At 43.8% G+C, this 20,737-nt stretch carries 21 protein-coding genes; 11 read left to right on the forward strand and 10 right to left on the reverse strand.

Annotation, left to right across the window (positions count from 1 at the left end):
- Window positions 1-16: 16 nt before the first annotated feature.
- The 4 genes from CH367_RS06225 to CH367_RS06240 form a co-directional block, all read right to left on the reverse strand.
- Window positions 17-973, reverse strand: coding sequence for a hypothetical protein (locus CH367_RS06225; RefSeq protein ID WP_100761627.1), 957 nt, complete (start codon window positions 971-973; stop codon window positions 17-19).
- A gap of 169 nt (window positions 974-1,142) precedes the next feature.
- Complete coding sequence (locus CH367_RS06230) at window positions 1,143-1,751, reverse strand: hypothetical protein (protein WP_100761628.1); 609 nt, start codon at window positions 1,749-1,751, stop codon at window positions 1,143-1,145.
- Between the two features lies 1 nt (window position 1,752).
- The gene (locus tag CH367_RS06235) at window positions 1,753-3,219 is read right to left on the reverse strand and encodes a bifunctional ADP-dependent NAD(P)H-hydrate dehydratase/NAD(P)H-hydrate epimerase (RefSeq protein ID WP_100761629.1); all 1,467 of its coding nucleotides are present in this window, start codon (window positions 3,217-3,219) and stop codon (window positions 1,753-1,755) included.
- Entirely contained in the window at window positions 3,210-4,379 is a 1,170-nt protein-coding gene (locus CH367_RS06240) for an LIC_12708 family protein (RefSeq protein ID WP_100762069.1), read from the reverse strand. The genes CH367_RS06235 and CH367_RS06240 overlap by 10 nt, the downstream gene beginning before the upstream one ends.
- A gap of 196 nt (window positions 4,380-4,575) precedes the next feature.
- On the opposite strand from CH367_RS06240, the gene rimP reads away from it, so the two are divergent.
- The 8 genes from rimP to CH367_RS06280 all read left to right on the forward strand — a co-directional run bounded on the left by rimP (window position 4,576) and on the right by CH367_RS06280 (window position 14,177).
- Window positions 4,576-5,064 (forward strand): ribosome maturation factor RimP, encoded by a 489-nt coding sequence (gene rimP, locus CH367_RS06245; protein ID WP_100761630.1) that lies wholly within the window; start codon window positions 4,576-4,578, stop codon window positions 5,062-5,064.
- Between the two features lies 1 nt (window position 5,065).
- The gene (gene nusA, locus CH367_RS06250) at window positions 5,066-6,463 is read left to right on the forward strand and encodes a transcription termination factor NusA (protein WP_100761631.1); all 1,398 of its coding nucleotides are present in this window, start codon (window positions 5,066-5,068) and stop codon (window positions 6,461-6,463) included.
- A 66-nt stretch (window positions 6,464-6,529) separates the two neighbouring features.
- Entirely contained in the window at window positions 6,530-9,190 is a 2,661-nt protein-coding gene (infB, locus tag CH367_RS06255) for a translation initiation factor IF-2 (RefSeq protein ID WP_100761632.1), read from the forward strand.
- Between the two features lie 12 nt (window positions 9,191-9,202).
- Window positions 9,203-9,556, forward strand: a complete 354-nt coding sequence (rbfA, locus tag CH367_RS06260; RefSeq protein WP_100761633.1) for a 30S ribosome-binding factor RbfA — start codon at window positions 9,203-9,205, stop codon at window positions 9,554-9,556.
- Window positions 9,513-10,442, forward strand: coding sequence for a tRNA pseudouridine(55) synthase TruB (gene truB / locus CH367_RS06265; protein ID WP_100761634.1), 930 nt, complete (start codon window positions 9,513-9,515; stop codon window positions 10,440-10,442). The genes rbfA and truB overlap by 44 nt, the downstream gene beginning before the upstream one ends.
- 52 nt (window positions 10,443-10,494) lie before the next feature.
- Window positions 10,495-10,761 (forward strand): 30S ribosomal protein S15, encoded by a 267-nt coding sequence (gene rpsO, locus CH367_RS06270; RefSeq protein WP_010575366.1) that lies wholly within the window; start codon window positions 10,495-10,497, stop codon window positions 10,759-10,761.
- An 11-nt stretch (window positions 10,762-10,772) separates the two neighbouring features.
- Window positions 10,773-12,872, forward strand: a complete 2,100-nt coding sequence (pnp, locus tag CH367_RS06275; RefSeq protein ID WP_100761635.1) for a polyribonucleotide nucleotidyltransferase — start codon at window positions 10,773-10,775, stop codon at window positions 12,870-12,872.
- A gap of 18 nt (window positions 12,873-12,890) precedes the next feature.
- The gene (locus tag CH367_RS06280) at window positions 12,891-14,177 is read left to right on the forward strand and encodes a M16 family metallopeptidase (RefSeq protein WP_100761636.1); all 1,287 of its coding nucleotides are present in this window, start codon (window positions 12,891-12,893) and stop codon (window positions 14,175-14,177) included.
- A 62-nt stretch (window positions 14,178-14,239) separates the two neighbouring features.
- Here CH367_RS06280 and CH367_RS06285 read toward each other — a convergent pair whose 3' ends face one another.
- The 6 genes from CH367_RS06285 to CH367_RS06310 all read right to left on the reverse strand — a co-directional run bounded on the left by CH367_RS06285 (window position 14,240) and on the right by CH367_RS06310 (window position 18,103).
- Window positions 14,240-14,515, reverse strand: coding sequence for a type II toxin-antitoxin system RelE family toxin (locus CH367_RS06285; RefSeq protein ID WP_100761637.1), 276 nt, complete (start codon window positions 14,513-14,515; stop codon window positions 14,240-14,242).
- On the reverse strand, window positions 14,505-14,747 hold the full coding sequence (locus CH367_RS06290; RefSeq protein ID WP_100761638.1) for a CopG family transcriptional regulator: 243 nt from the start codon (window positions 14,745-14,747) through the stop codon (window positions 14,505-14,507). Before CH367_RS06290 ends, CH367_RS06285 begins: the two co-directional genes overlap by 11 nt.
- A gap of 219 nt (window positions 14,748-14,966) precedes the next feature.
- On the reverse strand, window positions 14,967-15,413 hold the full coding sequence (locus CH367_RS06295) for an SRPBCC family protein (protein WP_100761639.1): 447 nt from the start codon (window positions 15,411-15,413) through the stop codon (window positions 14,967-14,969).
- 266 nt (window positions 15,414-15,679) lie between these two features.
- Window positions 15,680-16,912: a nucleotidyl transferase AbiEii/AbiGii toxin family protein gene (locus CH367_RS06300; RefSeq protein WP_100761640.1), complete on the reverse strand. Its 1,233-nt coding sequence runs from the start codon at window positions 16,910-16,912 to the stop codon at window positions 15,680-15,682.
- A gap of 51 nt (window positions 16,913-16,963) precedes the next feature.
- On the reverse strand, window positions 16,964-17,590 hold the full coding sequence (locus CH367_RS06305) for a hypothetical protein (protein ID WP_100761641.1): 627 nt from the start codon (window positions 17,588-17,590) through the stop codon (window positions 16,964-16,966).
- A 135-nt stretch (window positions 17,591-17,725) separates the two neighbouring features.
- Window positions 17,726-18,103, reverse strand: a complete 378-nt coding sequence (locus CH367_RS06310; protein ID WP_100761642.1) for a VOC family protein — start codon at window positions 18,101-18,103, stop codon at window positions 17,726-17,728.
- 398 nt (window positions 18,104-18,501) lie between these two features.
- On the opposite strand from CH367_RS06310, the gene dut reads away from it, so the two are divergent.
- From dut to CH367_RS06325, 3 genes are all read left to right on the forward strand, one after another.
- Complete coding sequence (gene dut, locus CH367_RS06315) at window positions 18,502-18,939, forward strand: dUTP diphosphatase (RefSeq protein WP_100761643.1); 438 nt, start codon at window positions 18,502-18,504, stop codon at window positions 18,937-18,939.
- A 146-nt stretch (window positions 18,940-19,085) separates the two neighbouring features.
- Window positions 19,086-19,805, forward strand: a complete 720-nt coding sequence (locus CH367_RS06320) for a hypothetical protein (protein ID WP_125226098.1) — start codon at window positions 19,086-19,088, stop codon at window positions 19,803-19,805.
- Window positions 19,806-19,942: 137 nt separating this feature from the next.
- Window positions 19,943-20,737 carry an SDR family NAD(P)-dependent oxidoreductase gene (locus tag CH367_RS06325; RefSeq protein ID WP_100762070.1) on the forward strand — a complete coding sequence of 265 codons (795 nt, stop codon included), beginning with the start codon at window positions 19,943-19,945 and terminating at the stop codon, window positions 20,735-20,737.

The following is a 20,737-nucleotide window of genomic DNA, read 5'->3' on the forward strand; positions in this document are numbered from 1 at the left end:
AAACCCGGCTCTTTTTTTATTGAAGTTTTTGAAACGAATTCATTCGATCGCCGATCACTTTTTCGTCCGGGGCAAGCGCAAAATCGCGCGCGCAAATCAATATAAGTTTTTTATCATGATCGATCGTGTAGATACTCGCATAAACATACAATGTGTTTTTTAAGACGTATTCTTCCTTTAGATGTTTGTCAAACCCGCTTTGCCAATAGATCACCGGCGTGTATCCGGAGATTTTTAATTCGTCCAGTTTGTTTTCGAATACGAATAGATTTTCTTTTCCGTAAAATTGTTTTTCAGTAAACGTTAAGGACATGGTTTCGGTTAACGTTTTTGGATATTGATTCAGTTTTAAAGCGAACCGGATTCTATCCAAATCGGGATGATGGTGGATGGTGAATCCCTTCTTTTCTTCTTTTTCAACTTCCCAACGATGATAAAAATCCTTTAGGGCTTCTTCGAAAGATTTAACCGGTCTAAACGATAAAAAGTCGGTTTTATGCGGAAACATCCAATCGGGGGAAAAATACCAAAAGTCATTTTGTTTCACCGGTTGTCTTTCCGAAAGACGAACCATAAACGGCAATAGTGTTTTACTTCTCGCGGTTACATACGAGTCGGTTGTTCCGATTCCGATTTGTGTCCCTCTTTGGACTTCCTGTTCCAATGTTAATCCCGATTCGATCGTTGAAAGATTTCCATAGACCATTTCATACGAGTCCGTCTCGATCCGATCGTTTAAGTAGGATTGTCTCGAAGTTTGTACGGATACGTCGTATTGTCCGTTTTCGTTTTTTTGAATCGATTTGATTCTACCGCTCAGATCGGATACGACGGAAACATTTCTCTCCGTATTCAATCTGAAACCCGGATAGACGATCGTCTCCTTGTTCGTTGTTTGCCTTTGCGCGCTTTGGCAACCGGTAAAAAACAAAACGAAAACGATTAGGCAAATCGACAAATTCTTGAGTCGCATTCAATTTCTCCTGAGAAGAATCGGGGTTAGGTGGATTCTTTCGAATTTGTCTATGGCTTCAATCAGATTTTCCCGTGTTTCTTGGAATATTCCGAGAACTGAATGTTTGGAAACGATTCAGGATTTTAAAAAATCATAGATGAAAATTAAAATTATGAATATTGATTTTTCATAAATTCTCGATCGCCAAAACCTTGCGATCTTCTTTGTGTGAAATTCCAACTTCCAATTTTAAACCGCTTTGAGAAGCGGTTCTTCTAAACATTCTATCCACGAAACCGTCCGGGGACTTCACTCTACAATCCGGAGGAAGGGCGTTGGCCGCCTCGTCGTTCAGTTTGAATCTTGCGAACTCGATCTTGCCGGGATGAAGGGTTCTTTCGGGAACTTCCCATGCGGAATCCAAACAGTTGAGACCTTCTTTAGTATTCAATGAAATTCTAAAGTTCCAATCCGAGTTCGGAAAACGAATCTCTTGCGCGGTCTCTTCGTTTTTTATAAACAGGAACAGGGTCGGAAAACCTTCCTTTCCCTCTCGGCTCGACTTAACGTAAAGAGTCACCGAATCCATTCGCACCTTGGAGGAAGAGGATTGAACGGTGAACGCGCCCGGGTTCATGGTTTTTGCAACCATTCCGATCACGAGCACGACCAATACCAGGTTTAGAATAAAGACCAAACGAACCCTTGAAAATTTACCGCCGCCGGATTGTTTTCTACTTTCCGCTAAAAATTTTTTGAATTCTTCCGGAGAACGGGAATGATAACCGCCGCCCATATCAATCACCACCTTTTGTCAATAGTTTGCGGATTCCCGAGGCCGTTGGAAATCCTTTTGATTTTTTTGCCGCCTGTGTAAGTAAGGAAAGAGAACGTTGAACCGCTTCCGGGATCGTAAAACGTCTGGAAAGAAAGAAGGAAACGATTCCGGCTAAAAGATCCCCGGTCCCCATCACCGCGAGTTTCGGCTCGGGTTGATCCCAGAGAAAAATTTTGCCGTTCGGATCTATTAAAAAAGAGGAATGTCTTTTCCAGAGAATGTACAATTTAAAGTTTTTTGAATATTCTTTTGCGAGTGAAAGTCCGTGATCCACGGATTTTATCTTTGTGTCTAAAAGATTTTCGAGTTCTCCCGTGTGCGGAGTCATCAAAACATTTTCGTGCAGAACTCGATTTTTATAAACGGAAATGGCTCCCGCGTCGATCACACAAAATTTATCCTCGGGTGAGGGAAAAATCGGACATTCTTCCGTTTTTAAACCGGGGCCTAAAAGAAACCCGGACGTCTTTTGTACAAAAGGATTCGAAAGAATTTCGGAGGATTCCGGAATTGCGTTCACCATCAAGGACGGATCTTTTTTTAAAACGTTTCGAACCGTTTTTTCGGACGGGGTCAAAAGAAGGGAAATTCCACCGCCTAACTCGTGAAAGGCGAGCAAAGAAGAAAGCGCCGCGCCAGCCATTCCCTGGGAGCCGCCCACGATTACAAGAGAACCGTTTTTGTATTTGTGAGAATCTTCTTTTCTGATAAGCGTCTTCGAAAGAATCGATTGTGGAATTTTTTTCCAAAGAACCTTGTCCGTGGATTCGATCGGAAATCCGATTCTGTGAAAACTGATTTTGACCTTGCCGGGAAGGAAACGGTTTTTCCATTTTCTCATTCCGATTTCGGCTAACGCGTCCGCTTCGAAAGGCGGTTTTGAATCTTCTTGAAAACCGGATACGACGTCCAGGCTGAGAACGAAAAGTTTCTTAGGATTTTTTTCCTGGCGCAGTTTGATTTCGGAAAGGATTGCATCCAAAGGACTTCGAAGCGGAAAACGAAAGCCAGTTCCGAGCAAAGCGTCGACCAAAAAGATTCTTTCGCTTTCACGATTCCAGTCCGAGTTTAAAAAATTCTCCAACGGAAGAATTTCTCCTCCGACATTCAGAAACGCTTTTTTGTAGGTTGTCGATTCTTCCGACAACGCTCCTTCTTTGAGATAAACAAAAGGACGAATTCCTTCCTGGATCAAAAAGAAGGCGAGGGCAAGTCCGTCCCCTCCGTTGTTGCCGTTGCCGCATAGGATACAAACGCGGTCGTATTTAAGGATTATTTTTCTGTATTTTTGGTAGATTGCATGGGCGGCAAAACCCATGAAGTGGGAACCGGAGATTCCCGAGTTTGAAATCGTTTTTCGATCCAGATCCCCGCTTTCCTGATCGTCAAACAGGGGTTCTGAATATTCGAAAAACGTTATTTCCATTTATGGATTTCCAGATAGCCCGATTTGATTCTCGCGGAATAAATTTCGTCGTTTAGATCCATCCAGGTTTCTCTCCAGAGTCCTCTCGGAGGAAGATAATTTAGACGGATATTGTTTACGTGATTTCCCTCGTCGTCGTGAACCTGAAGACGGATCGAACTTTCCTCTTCGGTTTCCGTTTCCCATATAAAGAAATTATTATCTTTTAATATCCAATACAAGGATTCGGAAGGGTCTTGAATCTCCTTCAGAAGGGTCGCCGACTTGGTTTCGAAATCGTATTTGAAAATCTTACGGGACTTGAATCTCGAATTCTTCTTATCAAAAACGCTGAACGAGGCCACCGCGTATTTTCCTTCCAGATGCGGAAGAATGGTTTCCAATCTCGCTTGGGAAGTTTCTGTATCGGAGATCACTTCCGAAAAGGTGGATGCGCCGATGGATCTTTGTAAAACTCCGTTGTCATAAACGGAAAGTTTCATGTCCCCGTTTTGTTTGTGGAACACGAACAGAAGATCGTCTTCTCCGGTTTCCATTCTTTCTATATAACCGAAAGGAGTGTTTCCGGAAATTCCTTCCACATAGATCGTATTCAAAAGTTTGCCCGCGTCCGAAAAATGGAGAATGGTGGACGGGATCGCTTCTCTGTATTCGGTGTCGAAAGTTCCGCTTTTCTTTAAAAAAATATCTTCCGTCGTCGGATCGACTTTCGGTTGTTCTTCTTTGCCCGCTCTGGATTGAAGATAAATTTCTTCGTCGCCGTTGACCGCAACAAGTCCGATCTTTCCGATCTTTGCCGTGATCAATTTGTATTTATCCCCGACTTTTTCTTTGATACTTCCTAAGATGAATTTCAATTCTCCATCCGTTGAAAAAACTTTTAGAAGGGATTGTTCGAAATCGGGAACATAGATCTTGCTTGAAACGACCGGCAATGTTTGTGGAAGGTTGGTCGGAACTCCGTTCAAGATTTTAGCCTGAACGTCCGCGAGAGTATTGCCTAACTTGATTCTCCCATACAGATAAGAATTGTAGTTATCCACCTTAAAGCGCGTACAACTTAGAATCGAAATGCTGAATAAAACGATTCCAAAGAAAAGAATTCGAGACCGGATCTTTTTACCGGTGTTACTGCTTGAATTTTGATGAAGATTTCTCATGAAAGCCTGATTGGATCTAAGAATGTAACGATACCATTCCAACACATAGATTGGAAAACAAGCAATAATCCGGGGATTTCCAAAGGCGTGGGAATACGGGGGTTTTTTTACTTTACACCGTAGCTAAATTTGAATAGTTTGATTAGGATATCAGGAAAAATTCATTTTTTTTGAGTTTTCTCTCTAAGGCCGGGGTTTGACAGTAAGCAGGGAAGAAATCAGTGTTATTCTGGAAGGCGTCCTGCAATTGCCTGTTAAGCTGTACTCATTAAAGGTCAACCAAAGGCCTAACCACTCGCTGATCGAGATCGTCTTGGACAATCTTGAACATGCGTATGGTTCAGTCAGCCTTCTGGAATGTGAGCATGTTTCCAGAAAACTGAAAGAAGAGTTAGAACGGATCTCACCGGATCTGGATTACACTCTTAAAGTTTCCTCCGCAGGTGCGGAAAGGAAGCTTGACCTTCCGGGAGACCTGGATCGTTTCCGGGGAATACCGGTTCGTCTGATTTTTCTATCCGAAGGATCAGAGAATCCCCAGGAAGGAATTTTTCGGATAGTGGGACGGGAAGGGGATCAGGTGATTCTGGAAAAATTCCAGAAGGGTAAGAAATCTGCCGGAAAAAAGCAGACGACCCTGAACCTCAAGGATATACTGAAAGGGAATCTCTACGTAAGTATTTGATATGGCAGTTAAGAAGACACAATCGGAAGGAAATCTGTTGGAAGCGATCCAACAATTTTGTGCGGACAAATCCCTAGATAGGGAAGCCGTTATGGGAGTCATTCGTGATTCTCTCATAACCGCGTACAAGAAAAAGTCCGGACTGGAAGGTTTGGAAGAATCCGAAGAATCGGAAACATCTTCTTCTCCGGTTACCGTAGAGTTTGCATCCGGTAAAGACAGCGTAGTTATAGCAATAGCAAAAACGGTAGTGGATGGAACCCCATCCTCTGCTCTTGAAATCGGTTTAGAAGATGCTCAAGCGATTGATGCATCCGCTCAGATCGGTTCGGTGGTTTCCTTCCGTGAAAAACCGGTGGAACTTTCAAGAATCATCTCCAGCCAAGCCAAGCAGATGGTCTTTCAAAGACTGAAAGATATGGAGAAGGAACTTCTCTATAACGAGTATAAGGCGAAAGAAGGCGAACTCACACACGGCTATTTCCAAAGATGGAAAAAAGACGCGATGAGCATCGATCTTGGAAAAGTGGAAGGCATCATGCCTCGCCGCGAACAGAATCCCGGTGAAAAATATCACAGCGGGGACAGACTCAAAGCAATCATTCAAAGAGTGGAACTTCGTCCGAGAGAACCGATCCCGGTGATCACCCTCTCCAGAGCTTCCGCAGACTTCGTTCGTAAACTTTTCGAAATGGAAATTCCGGAAATCTACGACGGTCTTGTTGAAATCATAAATGTAGCCAGACAACCTTCCATCAGAACAAAAGTTGTGGTGCGCGCAACCCGCGGAGACATCGATCCTGTGGGCGCTTGCGTAGGTATGAAAGGCGTTCGGATTCAATCCATCGTGAGAGAACTCGGTAACGAGAGAATCGACATCGTGGAAGCTTCCGACGATGCGGCCGAATTTATCGCAAACGCGATTTCACCTGCGAAACCCGTAGAGGTTAAAGTGGATGGATCGGGTAGGGAAGCGATGGTTGTCGTTCCTGACGATCAACTTTCTCTTGCGATCGGAATCAACGGCTCCAACGTAAAACTTGCTTCACAGTTAGCGGGTTACAAAATCGATATTAAAACCGTAGCACAGTACAACGCTGAACTTGCATCTCCGGAAGCGAGGGAAAGACTCGAAAGACTTTTTTACACTCCGACAGAGGAAGCAAAGGTTCAGGTTGAACAAGAAGAAGAGGACGAAGGATTGACTCCTTTGGAAGATCTTCCCGGTCTCTCAGCCCGTATCGTGGGAATTCTGAAGAGCGAAGGAATCAAAGATCTGGAAACCCTGATCGAATACAGCCAAGACGATCTGGCTAAACTGCAAGGAATCGGACATACGACCGCCGGACAGATTCTCAAACTACTCAGAGAATCCATAGAATGGGTGGAGGATAACTGAGAAAACCCGAACGGGTTTTTTCAGAGCCGGGGTTTTTAGTAACTTCGGAAAGTCAGGGTATCAATTATGGAAGATAAAAATAAGACGATCAAGGAAACGCTCCAGGGCGCGGCGGATGCGGGAAAACGCAAGAAGCTGATCATAAAGAAGAAAGGGGACGAAGCTCCGTCTCCTTCTCCCTCTGCATCTCCTAAAAAAGAAGCGGTTGCCGATTCTGCTCCTGCAAAACCGGTTACCCCGTTGCCTCCAAGAGGCGATTCCGGTCAGTCGCCGATCGTCCGTCCAGCTCCTTCCGCACAAAGGGAAGTGAAAAGGGATGAACCACAAAGAAGACCGGATTCCGGTCCAGGTGGTTCTACGAATAGACCTCCGAGAGACAGAGACTCGCAAGGACAAGGTGGAGATTCTTCCTATCCAACCTCTCGTTCTCCTTTTCAAAAAGAAGATTCTAACATTATCGTATCCAGACCGACTCAAAGACCTCAGGGTCAGGGCGGCGGTGGTTACCAAGGAAACCGTGGTCCCGGACAAGGTGGTGGCGGTTACCAAGGAAACCGTGGACCCGGACAAGGCGGCGGTGGTTATCAAGGAAACCGTGGACCTGGACAAGGCGGCGGTGGTTATCAAGGCAATCGCGGACCTGGTCAAGGCGGCGGTGGCTATCAAGGAAATCGTGGACCCGGACAGGGCGGTGGCGGTTACCAAGGAAACCGTGGACCCGGACAGGGTGGTCCCGGTGGAAATCGTTTCGGCGGTGGTCCGGGCGGACGTCCGATGCCGATTACTTCTGCGGAAGTCGAACTTTCTCAAGCGAGAGGTGCGTCCGGTGCGAACAAAAAGAAAGACCACGGAAAGGAAAAAACCACCCCTGATAGAAGGGATTTTTCCGGCGCGGAAAACACGAAATTCTTCAAACAGAGATTTAAAAAGACGAAGGTTGCCGGTGTTTCCGGGATCTCCGTTCCTAAAGAAATTACAATATTAGAAAATGTGCAAGTAGGCGAACTCGCCAAAAAGATGAACCTCAAACCGGGGGACGTCATCGGAAAACTCATGAAGATGGGAATGATGGTGACGATCAACAATATCATCGACGCGGAAACCGCGGGTCTTCTTGCGGACGAATACGGTTGTAAGGTAAAAGTCGTTTCCCTCTATGAAGAAACCATCATCGAAGAGGAAAAGGACAAAGAAGAAGATTATATCACTCGTCCTCCGGTCGTTACCATCATGGGTCACGTCGACCATGGTAAGACGAAACTTCTCGATACGATTCGCAGAAGTTCCGTGATCGACACGGAATCGGGCGGAATCACACAACATATCGGTGCGTATCAGGTAAGAACCGCTCGCGGTTTGGTTACCTTCTTGGATACCCCGGGTCACGAAGCGTTTACTTCGATGAGAGCGCGCGGAGCGAAGGTTACGGATATCGTAATTCTCGTCGTTGCCGCCGATGACGGAGTAATGCCTCAAACGTTAGAAGCGATCAGTCACGCAAAAGCCGCGGAAGTTCCGATCATCGTTGCAATCAACAAGATCGATCTTCCAACCGCGAATCCGGACAAGATCATGCAGGAACTCGCAAACCACGGTCTTCAATCGGAAGAATGGGGCGGGCAGACCATGTATGTGAAGATCTCTGCGCGTGAAAACATTGGAATTGATAAACTTTTAGAAATGATTCTCCTCCAAGCGGAAGTAATGGATCTCAAAGCCAATCCGCAAAGAAGAGCAAAAGGAACGATCATCGAAGCGAAACTCGATCCGGGTCGCGGTTCGGTGGCTACCGTTCTGATTCAAAACGGAACCCTTCGTGTGGGAGATCCTTTCGTTGCGGGAGTTTTCTCCGGTCGTGTAAGAGCGATGTACAACGATCTCGGACAACTGATCGAGGAAGCAGGGCCTGCGTTCCCGGCTCAGGTGACCGGTATCGACGGCGTTCCCGATGCGGGCGCTCCGTTCGACGCGATGGCGGATGAAAAAGAAGCCAGAAATATTTCTCAACACAGAATCGAATTCGAAAGAATCGGTAACGCCGGAGCGGCGGCCGGAACTTCTTCCAAAGTAACCCTTGAGAACATGAATGAGTTCATCAAACAAGGCGCTTTGAAGGAACTCAAGGTCATCATCAAGGCGGACGTTCGCGGTTCTGCGGAAGCGATCAAAGAATCTCTCGAGAAACTTTCCACACCGGAAGTGAAGCTGAACGTGATCCAGTCCGGCGCGGGTGCGATCGTGGACATGGACGTTATGCTCGCTTCTGCTTCGAACGCGCTCATCATCGGTTTCCACGTTCGTGCGAATCCGAAGACGATCTCTCTTGCGGAAAAAGAACAGGTTCAGATCAAGTATTACAATATCATCTATCAAGTCGTGGACGAGATCAAACTCGCGATGGAAGGACTTCTCGAGCCTGAAAAGATCGAAGAGGTTATCGGCGCCGCCGAAATCCGCGAAATCTTCAAAGTATCCAAGGTCGGAAACATCGCCGGTTGTATGGTTACTTCGGGAAGAATTCAGAAATCCGCGAATGTCCGCGTAATCAGCGACGGAGTCACCAAGTTTGACGGGAAACTTAAATCCCTCAAGCGGGTCAAAGACGACGTCAACGATGTGGTCTCCGGTTTCGAATGCGGTATTCAAGTGGACGGATTCAACGATTTCAAAGTCGGCGATATCATCGAAGCTTATAACGTAACCGTAATTAAGCGGAAACTTGAGTAGGAAAACCCGGACGTGAATCCGATCCGAAGAAGAAAAATCGAAGCGGAAGCCGTTCGCACCGTTGCGATGATGATCCTATCGGGAAAGGTTAAGGATCCGAGAGTTCATATGGTCTCCGTACATCGTGCGGAGATATCGGACGACGGAAAGAATATGAGAGTATTCGTAACCGCGATCTGCACGGACAAAAAAAAGTTAAAAGTATTGGCCGGACTCAACAGCGCATCCGGTTTGTTTCAGACCACGTTGTCCGGAAAGTTAGGACTTAGAATCACACCTAGAATGCAATTCCTCTGGGACGAGGAATATATTCAGAGTTTGGATGAATCACTCAGGCTTACACGAAAACCCACAAATCCGGACTGAGTCCGGATTCTTACTGATCCACAAACCGGAAGGAATGACCTCTTCGGACCTTGTGGTAACCGCTCGTAAAAAACTCAGATTCAAAAAGATCGGACATACCGGGACCTTGGATCGGGCCGCAAGCGGACTTATGATTCTTCCCGTGGGAAGTTGCACCAGCTTTTCCAGCGTATTTTTGGAAAAGGAAAAATCCTACGAGGCTTGGGTCAGACCGGGAGAATCCACCGATTCAGGCGATAAAGAAGGGGAGACCTTAGAATCTCTTTCAAAAGAACAAACGGAAACCTGGTTCGCACAACATCAAGAAAAACTAAAGAACTTGTTTCAAGAGGTTCCGACTTGGGATTCTCAGGAAGCTCCGGAGATTTCCGCGCTTAAGGTAAACGGAAGAAGAAGATCGGATCTTTTTCGTGAAGGTGTGGCGCTCGTTCCGGCGGTTCGAAAAATCAAAGTATATCAATATGAATTGGGAGAATTCTCCCCCGAATCCATCTTCTTTAAGATCCGAGTTTCCGCGGGAACGTATATCCGAAAGATCGTGATGGATATTTCCGATCGTGTAGGGTTTCCTCTTCGTCTGGAACGATTGGTTCGTACGAGCATCGGGAAGTTGAATCTCAGTCAGGCGAATTCTTACGAAGATCTTTTGCAGGGAAAGGTTACGATTCATCCTCCCGAGTCGATTTTGGAATTCCCGACCTTGGAAATTCCGGGAACGGAGGTTCGTGCGGTTCTCAATGGCAGAAAGACAAAACTGGAATGGATCCCCGGAACCGAATTTCTTTTGGTTTCACCGGAAGGAGAGATTCTCGCTTGGTGTAAGAAGGAAGAACACGGGATTCACGAGTTAGATTATAAATATTTAAGAGTCTTTCCTAAAAATTAGCTTTAAAGCGGTGTATATCACCTGAAAAATGGTAAAAAGGTATATTCACGATATGATAGCTACTGAACAGAAAAAACAAATTATCAGTAATTTTGCCCGCAAAGCGGGAGACACCGGTTCTACCGAAGTGCAAGTCGCTCTGATTGATGCGAGAATCAAAGAACTCAATGAACATTTCAAGTCCCACAAGAAGGATTTTCATTCTAAGACCGGTCTTTTAAGACTCGTAAGCAAAAGAAAGAAACTTCTGGATTATCTCAAAAGAACCGAACTAGACCGTTATAAAAAGCTGATCGAAACTCTCGGACTTCGTAAGTAAGCGAGTCCGTCATGACACATACAATCTCCGGCCAGTTCGGCCGCGATAATATCGTTTTAGAAACCGGAAACTGGGCGAAACAAGCGCACGGTTCCGTCGTTTATAAATCCGGAAATTTAGTTCTACTTGCTACGGTTTGTGCGGCTGACGACGCGAAAGAGGGACAGGATTTTTTCCCTCTTACTTGCGAATATACCGAGAAACTTTATTCAGTCGGTCGTTTTCCAGGCGGTTACTTCAAAAGAGAAGCGAAACCCCCCGAGCACGAAATTCTAACATCCAGAATCATTGACAGACCGATTCGTCCTTTGTTTCCGGAAGGATACTTCTGCGAAGTTCAACTTCAAGTGCAGGTTCTTTCCGCGGACGGAGACGTTTCCGTTGCGGGTCACGCGTTGAATGCGGCGAGCGCCGCATTAGCAGTTTCTGATATTCCTTTCAACGGTCCGATCGCGGGCGCAAGAATCGGAAGAATCAACGGAGAATTGATCCTCAACCCGACCACAAAAGAAATCGTAAATTCCGATTTGGATCTTGTGGTTGCCGGAACAAAAACTCATATCGTAATGATCGAAGGAGAAGCGAAGGAACTCAGCAATGAGGAAATGCTCGCGGCTCTTCGTTTCGCTCAAAAATACATCGCGGAGTTCGTTACACTTCAGGAAGAATACGCTAAAAAAATCGGCGTGGTCAAAAGAGAAGTAAAACTGAGAGCGCGCGACACGGATCTTCTTGCAAAGGTAAAAGATTACGCGTTCGCAAAATTGACCGCGGCGAATCAAACTCCGGACAAAACTTCCCGCAATAAAGAAATCTCCAACGTAAACAAAGAAGTCGTAGAATACTTCAAACAGACCGTTGAAGAATCCGACAAGATCAAGGATATCAAAGCGTATCTTCACGAATTGGAATATGAAATCGTTCGTGAACAGGTTTTGACTCAGGGAACTCGTTTCGACGGAAGAAAGTTAGACGAAATCCGTCAGATCTCCGTGGAAGTGAATCCTCTTCCGGGTCCTCACGGTTCTTCCGTTTTTACAAGAGGTCAAACCCAGTCATTGGGCGTTGTAACTCTTGGAACGGGTTCGGACAATCAAAGATACGAAACCCTCGAAGGACAAAAAGAAAAGTCCTTTATGCTTCATTATAACTTCCCTGCGTTTTCCGTGGGCGAGGTTCGCAGATCTTCCGGTCCTGGAAGAAGAGAAATCGGTCACGGTAATCTCGCGGAACGTGCGTTAAAACTCGTTCTTCCGAGCGCCGACGAATTTCCTTACGTGATCCGAGTCGTTTCCGAAATTTTAGAATCGAACGGTTCCAGCTCCATGGCTTCCGTTTGTTCCGGTTCTCTCGCGCTGATGGCGGCGGGTGTTCCGATTAAGGGAAGCGTTTCCGGAATCGCGATGGGACTTTTCTCCGATTCATCCGGTAAGTTTGCGGTTCTTTCCGATATCGCGGGTCTCGAAGACCACTTCGGAGATATGGATTGCAAGATCGCCGGAACCAGAAAAGGAATCACCGCTTTCCAAATGGACTTGAAAGTGACCGGAGTGAGTTTCGACGTTCTGGAAAGCGTATTCACTCAGGCTCAAAAAGGAAGATTCCATATTCTTGATATTATGGAGAAACATATCTCCAAGGCGTCCGAGACGTTAGCCGGAACTGCACCGAGAATCATCGTTAGAAATATTCCTAAGGATAGAATCGGCGAGTTGATCGGGCCGGGCGGTAAAAACGTTCGCGGTATCAGCGAACTTACCGGCGCGGAACTTTATATCGAAGACGACGGTAGAGTGACGATTTCCGGTTCGAACCAAGAGTCCGCAGAAAAAGCGGCTAAGATGGTCGACGGATTCTTTACCGAAGTGGAAGTCGGAAAAATCTACGAAGGAAAAGTAAAACGAATCGCCGACTTCGGCGCGTTTGTCGAAATTCTTCCCGGAAAAGAAGGTCTTTGTCACATCTCCAAGATAGACTTCAAACGAGTGAACTCGGTGAAGGACATCGTAAAAGAAGGCGACATCATCCGCGTGAAAGTTTTGAACGTGGATAAGACCGGAAAAATCGACCTTTCCAGAAAAGACGCCCTCGAAGAAGAACAACAGGCATAAGAATTCTCTAATATTCTCTTGGCGCAGGACATTTCACAGTTAGTTCATAGAAAAGTTCTGCCCGGGGGAATCACCGTTCTCTTTCAACAAGCCCCTCACACAGTCAGCGTATCCGCCGGAGTTTTTGTTCGCGTGGGCTCCAGGCATGAAACCGCAAAAAACGCCGGTTACTGCCATTTCCTCGAACACATGCTCTTTAAGGATACAGCCAAACGTTCCGCGAAGGAACAAGCGGAAGATATTGAAAGGGTCGGCGGTTTTACCAACGCCGCTACTTCCAGAGAATACACATACTTTCACGTTACCGTCGCGGGTAAACATATCGGTCTCGGCTTAGAGCTGTTAGCCGAAATGATCTACGAACCTCTGCTCAAACAATCCGATATCGAAAACGAGGCAGGGGTGATTTTGGAAGAATTGCAGGGTTACGAAGATTCTCCAGAGGATTATATCCACGATTTTTATTATCAGAATTTTTTTCCGAAGAATTCTCTCGGACGGGACATCATCGGAACCAGAGAATCCGTCTCCGGTGTAGATCATAAGAAACTATTAGAGTTTTATGATACGTATTATCATACGGAGAATATGTTTCTTTCGATTTCGGGTAACTTCGAACCCGATGAGATTTTTTCGATCGTCGGAAAATACTTCGGCAAACCCAGAAAGAAAAAGAAGGAAGGGAATTCTCTTTCCTTACCCAAAAAGAAATGGGGTTACTTTCCTAAAAAGAAAAAACTCGAACAGGTTTATTTCATCCTAGGCGGGGAAGGGTTTGCGAGAGGCTTTCACAACGCGTCCAAAGCGAGTTTGTTCACTCATATTCTCGGAGGCGGAACTTCTTCGCGTTTGTTCCAGAAGGTTCGGGAAGAGAAAGGGCTTTGTTATCAAATCACGGCTTATCCTTCTTCGTACGCGGACGTCGGAATCAACAGCATCGTTTGTTCGACTTCGAAGGATAAGTTCATTACTTGTATGGAGACTATTTCCGACGAGATCAAATCGATTTTGGATCACGGTATTTCCGAAAAGGAACTTCGGGACGCCCAGTCCAATCACGAAGGAACTCTTTCCATCAGCTACGAACAAACCGAGTCTCGGATGAATACGATCGCGTTGATGGAACTTTACTATGGTAGAAATTATTCTTACGAAGAAAGGGTGAAGGAGATTTATTCGATCGGCTTGGAAGATCTGAATGATTTCGCTCGATCCGTTTTCGGAATTCCTAAGTTTCACCTTTCCGCGTTAGGCAACCTCGGTCCGAAAGAGGAAAAAGCGGTTCAGAGAATTTTCTCTTTGTGACGTGCGTGCAGGTTGCGAGGATGTTTAGATGGGGAGACGAAGTTAGGTGTCCTTACCACATTTTACTTGTAACTATCCTTTCTTTGGTCAAGATCAACAAAAATAACTAATAGCTCATTATCCTTTATTAGATAAAATAATCGATATTTTCCGATTCGATATCGATAAAGTCCATCAAAATCACCTTTAAGTTTCTTAATATTGGGTCCAAAGAATGGATTTTTTTTTAGAATTGGATACACGTAATCTGAGAGTTTCTTTTGAAGCTGAGAAAATTGACGATCTCTTAGTTTACTTTGAAATAACTCCGTTTCCGCTATTTTATATTCAACGGACAACTTTGTATTTTCCCTGACTTGCTTCCTTTATACCTTTCTTTAAGGATGATACTAATTGTTTGTTAGAAAGGATCTCATCCATTTCTTCATCCGAAGCATAAAACTCGTTCGTTAAATATTGAATAGTCGCGTTTTCGACGAAATTCGAAATTGTTCGTCTCTCTCCTTCAGCAGCTTTTTTGAAAATATCGTAAATTGGATCATCAATTCTCAAAGTGATGGTTTTTGACATTGCTTATTTACCTTCATTTTTATTCAAAATACAGCATTATAATTCATTTGTCAAACCGCTTTTGAAACCGAAAACAATCATTCATTTCTATCGTTTTTATTTCGAAAGCATATCTCTTACAAAGTCGAAGTTATGCGCCGTTACCGCCACTGACAGACTCACACGTAGCATGTTACTTAAATCCTTATTCTTGAAATAGATCAGCTCCACCAATATCGGTTAGGAGTGTTCAGCAACTGATTTGATGTCATTGAGGTCCTGCATGATTGCTTTTTTGATCGCGCTCTTGAAGAAGATCAATGGAAGAGCCTTCAATCGCGCAACGAATGTTTGCGGTATGGTCTCATGAATACTGGTCAGTATAACACCGTCTCTGCCGATTGAGATCCGATTTGTAGCCAAAAAGACAAAACCACTATCCTCTGCTCGGGTCGTGTAGGCCTCATTTTCCTTCGCCTCCGTAATCCACTTCGCTACCGTCGCCAGTTCCCCGAAGAGCATGCGTGACTCTCGCCACTTGAGTCCTATCAGTCCGTATGTTGGCCGCTCGACTATTTCGATTCTCTGGATCCCACTAACGATCTCAGCCATATTCTCAATGTTGGTCATTACGGCCCAAACTGCGTTAATAGGGGCGTTAACGGTCACCTGTGCTTTCACGATCATAGTGTTGCTCCTAAGTATTTAAGGGAATATATAAATATAGAACTTAGACTCTCGTTTGAACGTAAGCTACCCGAGATAGGCCAGACCGGTTCAGTTCCGAAGAAAAAATACATAAGGTTCTTACCAACCCGGGACAAATTTACTAGTAACAATATATTTACTAGTAATCACAAATTTTTGGCGGTTTGAATCTAACTACCGAGGGTTGCGTAGCAATTCCGAAACGAAGCGTCAGAGCTGATAGTTAGCTGAAGTAAAATGTATTTCTACTTTCGTCTTCGAGGGCGACGTTTCTTACTAAAAGTAAATCTTCTGCGAGTTCTAGGAAAATATGGTCTTTTTCCAAATTCTCCCGCCTTCGAAAGTTCTATTTCAAATCTTGGAGTGAACGATTTATCAGAGATTTCTATTGAATGAATTTTACTATGAAGAAATATCTTTATCGAAACAGATTTAGATTTTCCTCCGGTTAAATCATACCCATAAAAATATTCCTGTCCAATCCCATCTTGCCTAATTTTATATGTTAAGGAGTATGGCTCAACCTCTCTAACATACCCTTCATAATTAATTATTAAAAGTTTTTGATCGTATCCTGCATCAATAATTTTGTTTCGTTTATCGGGAGGAAAGAAGGCCAAATCACCACGTGAAGAAAAAGTTTCGGGAAATAATTCACGTACAAGTGATTCAAAATTGTGGATAGCAGCATTGAAATCAAATTTCGATATTATCGGGGCGATTACGTAATTATTCCATGCTTCATTTAGCTTTTTTAAGGGTAAAGACAATAAAATATCTCTAACCACTTTAGGATTTCTCGCAAAGATAGTCTTCTGAAGAAAAACCCCAAATATTTCTGCTTTATCTAGAGGTATCGTTGAATTAAAGAAAATTGAGTAAATTAAATCAAATAGATCTGCGATGTGCCGTCTTTGTAAAAGACATTTTATTTTATCAGCCAAACTCTCTTCAAGCTTTAGGCACTTTACCTCTGCAGAACAGGAAGATGAATCTGAATATGGATGAATAAGTGGCCTACTTTGAATCGGAAGAAAAATCCTTTGCATCTCTGCAATATCTAATTTAGCAGAAATGGTTATTCGTCCAGGTTTCCCAAAAAAATCTCTAAAATATAATCTTGCTTCGTAGGCCTCCGAGTTATTAAAAGTTTGTTTATACTCTACTTTATTTCTATTAAGATCAAAATCGATACCCGACTTTTCAGCTATATTTTCGCATATTTGATTCAATTCCTCAATTATAAACTCCGAATTCAAGGGCGTTTGAAATCCAAAGTCCAAATCTTTAGAAAACCGTGCATTGGACAAATACGCTTTTCTATATAAATTTCCTCCCTTTAGAATTAAATAATCTTTTAGACGACTTTCCGAATATATACCATTGAGAATCCAGCCAAATACATAATCTCGTTCCACGTCTGCCGGATTAATATTATATTCTTTAGATTTATCTTTGATTTCGTCTTTTGTAATCATGATATTAAAAGAGTCGCATTTTATTACGCTTAACGAAGCGAGGGGAAGAAGTTAGACGCCGTCAAGCCACTTATCAAATTCTTGTGAAATATTTTCTATTATCGTACTTGCAGATCTTACTTCTGGAAAATCCTTTAATGAAAGGGATTCGGAGATAACAGGAAATTCATCTATAAATTGTAAATCATCATGAACTTCTAATGAAAAGTAATGAAGTAATTCTCTAACACGAGATTCTTCAGTTGTCCAAATCTTTATATATTTAAAAGATTCTACAAGGACTTCGTTTAAGCTATATTCATCATTATGAGCGATGCCAAATGCCAAAAAACCATCATTTAATAATTCAAATCTATATTGTAAAAAAAGGTTTAATAAATGCTTTTTACTAGTATACGGACTTAAATTATATTCTTCATCCTTAAAGCCAATAATCCCATAGCTATCGTCGGGAATTATGATTTCAACAAGGCCAAGAAATACAGACCAAAGTTCATCCGCGTTTACATTTACTTCAATATAAGCTGAGAATTTTTCTTGTTCCGTAGGATTACAAATTTTGTATCCCGGTACAATTTTTGCCCTCTCACGATTCGTATTGATCAATTCGATATCATAACCTTTCGGATATTCCGTTGGATGTGGGGGACGAATTCCAATGGGAAGTATTAATTTCATAATTTCTTTTTGATGCCACCTAACCGCAATTCATGCAACGTTCGTATAAACGCGCATTACATCCACACCGCTGGTTGCGTTGGATGAAAACTCGAACATACGAACAATTTGCACAAACCGCTAATCTGCGTCTAATTAATCTTCTATGATTGCGAAGTAGTTTCCTTCGAAATCGGGAAAGTTAAAAACTTTTTTACCGTCCGGAAAATTCACCATATCTCCCACCGCGATTTTTTCCTCTTTGAGTCTTTTGTAAAGAGCGTCTATGTTTTCGTCCGTGGATAACAGGATGGACGGAGTTCCCAGATTCATGTCCGGATTTGCGATTGCTACGGCGGCCTTGTTTTGCAGAACCAATTTGGTGGAGTTGGGTCTTCCATCGGACAAGATGATCGCGAACGTTTCGCCGTATTCTTCTCTCCCTTCCACCTTATAACCGAAATGGTTTACCCAAAAGTCCGCGATTCTTTTCTGATCGTTTACATAGAGCATCACTTGATTGAATTTGATCATAATGTTTTCACCTTTTTGAATTTGTCTTTATAGCCGCGACTTAGAAAGGTCGCAACGAAAAAATGTTTCGTAAAATTTCAATTTCATTTTTATCCGTTGGTGGCGTTTTGGAGAAGTTCGCCTAAACGCAAAGCAAGCTCAGTGGATGCGTTTTCTCCGTTTATCTGCGAAGTTCGTATAAACGCGGAACGCGCGGACGACTGCTTTCGCACATCCCGCATTTTGTAAACGTGGACTGCTTTGTGAAATTTCCACCACCTGATCTCGCACCACAGGAACCATCTTCTCCGAATTCCAAAGCCTTAAAAAGATTGTTCAAGAAATTCGAACAAAAATGATGGACTCACTTCTTCCTCCGGACCAAAACGAACCGTTTCAAAAAGGAAATCATAACACCCATGAAAATCGCAGTTAAAAAATTAAAACCGAACGCGGAACTTCCTGTTCTCCAAACCAAACATGCCGCAGGATACGACGTTCACGCTTGTTTGGATGAGAATCTTACCTTGGAACCGGGCAAGGTTACGCTTGTTCCCACCGGACTTTCCTTTGCGTTGCCCGAAAAATATCATTTCGAAATCAGACCACGGTCCGGATTTTCGACGAAGAATAAAATTCTCATACCGAATTCTCCGGGAACGATCGATAGCGACTACCGCGGCGAATTGATGATTCCACTTTTAAATTTGGGAGATTCTCCCTTTGTTGTAGAACACGGGATGAGAATCGCACAACTTCTGATACGCGAAACTTGGTACACAGATTGGGAATTGGTTTCCGAATTTACGGATCAAACGGAAAGAGGGGCGGGCGGTTTCGGTTCCACCGGACATTGAGGATCGTTTTAAAAAGAACGAAATTTTTTCCACGTTACGTGTTGTTTTGTTAAACGAATTCGATTCTTCTTTTGCGGAGAATTTTGTATCTCCGAACGAGCGGAATCGGATCTGCAATCGGATTCGAAATGGAGCGGAAAACGTCATTGAAAAAATCGGAAACGTCCGACGATGAATTCGGAATTCGCGAATGGATCAAAACTCTTCAATATCTTTTCGCTTCCGGTTTTTTTTCGGGAATCGTTTGGACGGATCTCGATCTTAAAACGGTCTTTCATCCAAGCTTTTATTATGCGGCGTTTCTATTTCCCGGAATCGCTTTTTGTTTTGTATTTTATCTCATTCTCAAGTGGTTGCCGAAACGAAATTTTCCGTTCGTTCTATTTTGTGTTCTTACCAATCTTTTATTCTTAGTTTCCGTTTCTCTCTATGCGCTTTCAAACTCTTTCGTCGAACATCATTTATACGAAAAAATCGATTCGAGTTTCATAGCGCAAAACATCGTCTTTTTAAAATTTTTTCGATTCTTTCTGATTCTTGCCGCTTCTTCCTTTTTGGAAATCAAAATCATAGAACATACGACCGGGTTCAAATTAGAAATCCGTTATGTATTCTTCATCGCTTTGGTCTCCGGGTTTTTGGCGGTTGCTGTTTTTTTTGAGAATGCGGATTGGGTTCGAAACTTTTTGGATTTTTTCCGCTTAAAGAGCGAGGAGAATTCGGAATTTTACGATTCGAGCGTCATTACAATCCGGTTTGCGTGTTTTGTTTGGACCATCATCCACGGATGTCTCGCGGTCGTTTTGATTTGGGTCGGGGATGAGGAACCCGAGTCGGATTTTTTGCCGGTAAATCCGGATTCTTAAAGAGAATTTACCATTCTTGAATGCGGATTTTTTAAGACCTAGAGCGGACTCTAAGCCGAGAAGATCGATCGTTTTTGATCGTAAGACGTTATTGTTTGAGTCTAACTGAAAAAGATATCGGAGTCATTCAAGAATTCATGGATACACATTTAAAAGGAAAGGTGGCGCTCGTAACCGGTTCGACGGTCGGAATCGGTTTTGAAATCGCAAGACAACTTCTTCAGGAAGGTGCGACGGTTTGGATCAACGGAAGAACGCCGGAAAGGGTGGCGAGTTCCGTAAAACTTCTTCTCAAAGCGGTGCCTAACGCGAAAGTCCACGGGGTCGTCGCGGACTTTGGAAACAAGGAAGAGGTCGACGAGATTCGTTCCAAAATTCCGAACGTGGACATTCTCATCAACAACGTGGGAATTTTCGAACCGAAGGATTTCACCGAAATCCCCGACGAGGATTGGTTTCGATTCTTCGAAGTGAATCTGTTAAGCGGAGTTCGTTTATCCAGATTTTATCTGCCTCAAATGCTCAAACAAAATTGGGGAAGAATTCTTTTTATCTCCAGCGAATCCGGAATTCAAATCCCGGAAGAAATGATCCACTACGGAGTGACGAAGAGCGCGCAGATTTCCTTGGCGAGAGGGCTCGCGGAACTTACAAAGGGGACTAACGTGACCGTGAATTCGGTTCTTCCCGGACCAACTCGTTCGGACGGAGTGGGCGGCTTTCTCGAGAATCTCGCTTCGAACAAAAAAGTTTCCGTGGACGTAATCGAAAAAGAATTTTTCAAAACGGCCCGTCCTACTTCTCTTCTTCAAAGATTTGCGAGCGTCGAAGAAGTTGCAAATCTTGTAACGTATCTTTCCAGTCCTTTGTCTTCGGGAACCAACGGCGCGGCCCTACGAGTGGACGGCGGCGTGGTTAAGTCCGCATTCTAA

This window comes from Leptospira barantonii, assembly GCF_002811925.1.
GTDB classification, from domain to species: Bacteria; Spirochaetota; Leptospiria; order Leptospirales; family Leptospiraceae; genus Leptospira; species Leptospira barantonii.

Coding starts and splice junctions, on each gene's coding strand:
- CH367_RS06225 (WP_100761627.1), bottom strand. CDS start 973: ATGCGACTCAAGAATTTGTCGATTTGCCTAATCGTTTTCGTTTTGTTT.
- CH367_RS06230 (WP_100761628.1), bottom strand. CDS start 1,751: ATGGGCGGCGGTTATCATTCCCGTTCTCCGGAAGAATTCAAAAAATTT.
- CH367_RS06235 (WP_100761629.1), bottom strand. CDS start 3,219: ATGGAAATAACGTTTTTCGAATATTCAGAACCCCTGTTTGACGATCAG.
- CH367_RS06240 (WP_100762069.1), bottom strand. CDS start 4,379: ATGAGAAATCTTCATCAAAATTCAAGCAGTAACACCGGTAAAAAGATC.
- nusA (WP_100761631.1), top strand. CDS start 5,066: ATGGCAGTTAAGAAGACACAATCGGAAGGAAATCTGTTGGAAGCGATC.
- infB (WP_100761632.1), top strand. CDS start 6,530: ATGGAAGATAAAAATAAGACGATCAAGGAAACGCTCCAGGGCGCGGCG.
- truB (WP_100761634.1), top strand. CDS start 9,513: ATGAATCACTCAGGCTTACACGAAAACCCACAAATCCGGACTGAGTCC.
- rpsO (WP_010575366.1), top strand. CDS start 10,495: ATGATAGCTACTGAACAGAAAAAACAAATTATCAGTAATTTTGCCCGC.
- pnp (WP_100761635.1), top strand. CDS start 10,773: ATGACACATACAATCTCCGGCCAGTTCGGCCGCGATAATATCGTTTTA.
- CH367_RS06290 (WP_100761638.1), bottom strand. CDS start 14,747: ATGTCAAAAACCATCACTTTGAGAATTGATGATCCAATTTACGATATT.
- CH367_RS06295 (WP_100761639.1), bottom strand. CDS start 15,413: ATGATCGTGAAAGCACAGGTGACCGTTAACGCCCCTATTAACGCAGTT.
- CH367_RS06300 (WP_100761640.1), bottom strand. CDS start 16,912: ATGATTACAAAAGACGAAATCAAAGATAAATCTAAAGAATATAATATT.
- CH367_RS06305 (WP_100761641.1), bottom strand. CDS start 17,590: ATGAAATTAATACTTCCCATTGGAATTCGTCCCCCACATCCAACGGAA.
- CH367_RS06310 (WP_100761642.1), bottom strand. CDS start 18,103: ATGATCAAATTCAATCAAGTGATGCTCTATGTAAACGATCAGAAAAGA.
- dut (WP_100761643.1), top strand. CDS start 18,502: ATGAAAATCGCAGTTAAAAAATTAAAACCGAACGCGGAACTTCCTGTT.
- CH367_RS06325 (WP_100762070.1), top strand. CDS start 19,943: ATGGATACACATTTAAAAGGAAAGGTGGCGCTCGTAACCGGTTCGACG.